2 protein-coding genes are annotated in these 2,024 nt (G+C 71.6%); both read right to left on the bottom strand.

Annotation, left to right across the window (positions count from 1 at the left end; all coding sequences use genetic code 11):
- Positions 1–25: 25 nt before the first annotated feature.
- A complete protein-coding gene (locus V7Z97_RS20300) occupies positions 26–232 on the bottom strand; it encodes a hypothetical protein (protein WP_334165428.1) in 207 nt (68 codons plus the stop codon).
- Positions 233–554: 322 nt separating this feature from the next.
- Positions 555–2,024, bottom strand: a 1,470-nt coding sequence (locus V7Z97_RS20305) for a response regulator (protein WP_334165430.1), incomplete at its 5' end; no start/stop codon positions are given.

Here is a 2,024-nt window from a genome sequence, read left to right on the forward strand (position 1 = left end):
GGGTTTGGGGCGCGGGGGAGCCATCTCAGGCGACCACGAAGAAGCCGTGCTCGCCGCTCACCCGCACCTGGCACGGCTGGCCGCGATCCTGGACCTCACGGGCCCGCTTGTTGGCCGCGGCCTTGGCGACTTCCTTGTCCTGCGCGTGGTCGGTGATCACGCCGTCCTGCTCGACGGCCCAGCCGTCCTGGTGGCGGGCGACGGTGAACACGACGCGGTCGGGGTGGCGCATGCGGAAATCCTCTTCGGCGCCCGCCAGGCGAGCCCGGCGGACGGTGTCCTGAAATCGATACGTATGTGAAACTTTATATAGGTAATTTCTGCCGCTGTCGCCAGAATTCCAAATTATTCCTTGTACCGAACTCAGTTCTGTGTGGGTTTCCGTCGTCGAATACCGTTCCGGTTCGGCTGCTTCCGTCCTGGCCTTTTCTAGGGCTCGGTTCCGGACGTTGCCCTCGGCGCTCCCCGAAAATTTGATCCCGGCGCCCGGATGGGCGCGTGGATTTTGAAACCGGCATGGGGGCCGGCTCCCGCGCCGCCTCTGCCCTTCGCCCCTAGGCGCCGGCCGGCGCCAGGGCCTCGGCGACCACGCGGGCCAGTTCGTCCATTTCGAAGGGCTTGCGCAGGATGACGGCCCGGCCGCCCAGGGCGTTCTCCACGGCCGCGGTGTCGGCGTAGCCGCTGGCGAAGACGATCGGCAGCTCCGACCACTTCTGGCGGGCCAGACCCGCGACCTCGGCCCCGTTCATGCCGGGCATGGCGAAGTCCATCAGCACCAGGTCCGGCCGCACCTTGTCGAGGGCCTCCAGGGCCGCGGGCCCGCCGTCGGCGCTGAGCACCCGGTAGCCGAGCAGCTCCAGGGTGTCGCGGACCAGGCTGCGGACGTCGTCGTCGTCGTCCACCACCATCACCGTGGCCCCGCCCGACGGGGCGAGCACCGGCGCGCGCCGGGCCTCCGCCGCGACGGCGCCCGGCGCCTCCTGGGCGGACCGGCGCAGCAGCATGACGACCGTCGCCCCCCGGCCGGGCTCGCTCTCGATGCGGGCCTCGCCGCCGGCCTGCCGCGCGACGCCGTAGACCTGGCTGAGGCCAAGGCCGGTGCCCTTGCCGACGCCCTTGGTGGTGAAGAAGGGGTCGAAGGCGCGCTCGGCCACCTCGCGGGCCATGCCGGCCCCGGTGTCGGAGACCCGCAGCTCCACATAGGTGTCCGGCGGCAGCATCGGGTGGCCCGGGGCGATCTCGGTCACCCGGCAGGCGATGGTCAGCCGCCCGCCGTCGGGCATGGCGTCGCGGGCGTTGATCGCCAGGTTCAGCACGGCCAGCTCGAGCTGGGTGCGGTCGGACAGCACGGGCACGCCCTGGTCGTCGAGGCGGAACTCCAGGTCGATCTCGGAGCCCAGGGTGCGGGTCAGGAGATCGCGCATGTCGCCGATCAGCTCGCTGACCACGAAGGGCCGGAGCTCCAGCTTCTGGGCGCGGGAGAAGGCGAGGAGCTGGCGCGTCAGGCTCGCGCCGCGCTCGGCGGCCTGCAGGCCGTTCTCGGCCCAGTTCGAAACCTTCGCCGTCTCCCCCGGCTTGCGGCGGATCAGCTCGAAGGCGCCCTGGACCACCTGCAGGAGATTGTTGAAGTCGTGGGCGATGCCGCCGGTGAGCTGGCCCAGCGCCTCCATCTTCTGGCTCTGGCGAAGGGCCTCCTCGGCGCGGGCGCGTTCGCGCATCTCCACGGTCAGGCGCTCGTTGGCCAGGGCCAGCTCCCCGGCCCGCCGCTGGAGCTGGGTCGCGGCGCGGGTGATCACGCCCAGCAGCAGGAAGGCCATCACGGAGAGCAGGGCCAGGCCGCTGTGGCGGCCGAGCAGGGCGGCGAACGGCTCCGGCTCGGTCTCGAGATAGACGGAGCCCATCGCCACGCCCTGTTCGGAGACGGGCACCGTGACCTTCACCGCGCCGCGGTCGTAGGCCGCGCCGGCCGGGCCGAGCTGTCCGGGCGGCTGCAGCTGCGGGCGGCGAGCGTAGACCACCAGCGG

Source organism: Phenylobacterium sp. (genome assembly GCF_036821595.1).
GTDB lineage: Bacteria > Pseudomonadota > Alphaproteobacteria > Caulobacterales > Caulobacteraceae > Phenylobacterium.

What these genes read in the sequence shown, in the direction of transcription:
- V7Z97_RS20300 (WP_334165428.1), bottom strand. Translation starts at nt 232, where the DNA reads ATGCGCCACCCCGACCGCGTCGTGTTCACCGTCGCCCGCCACCAGGAC.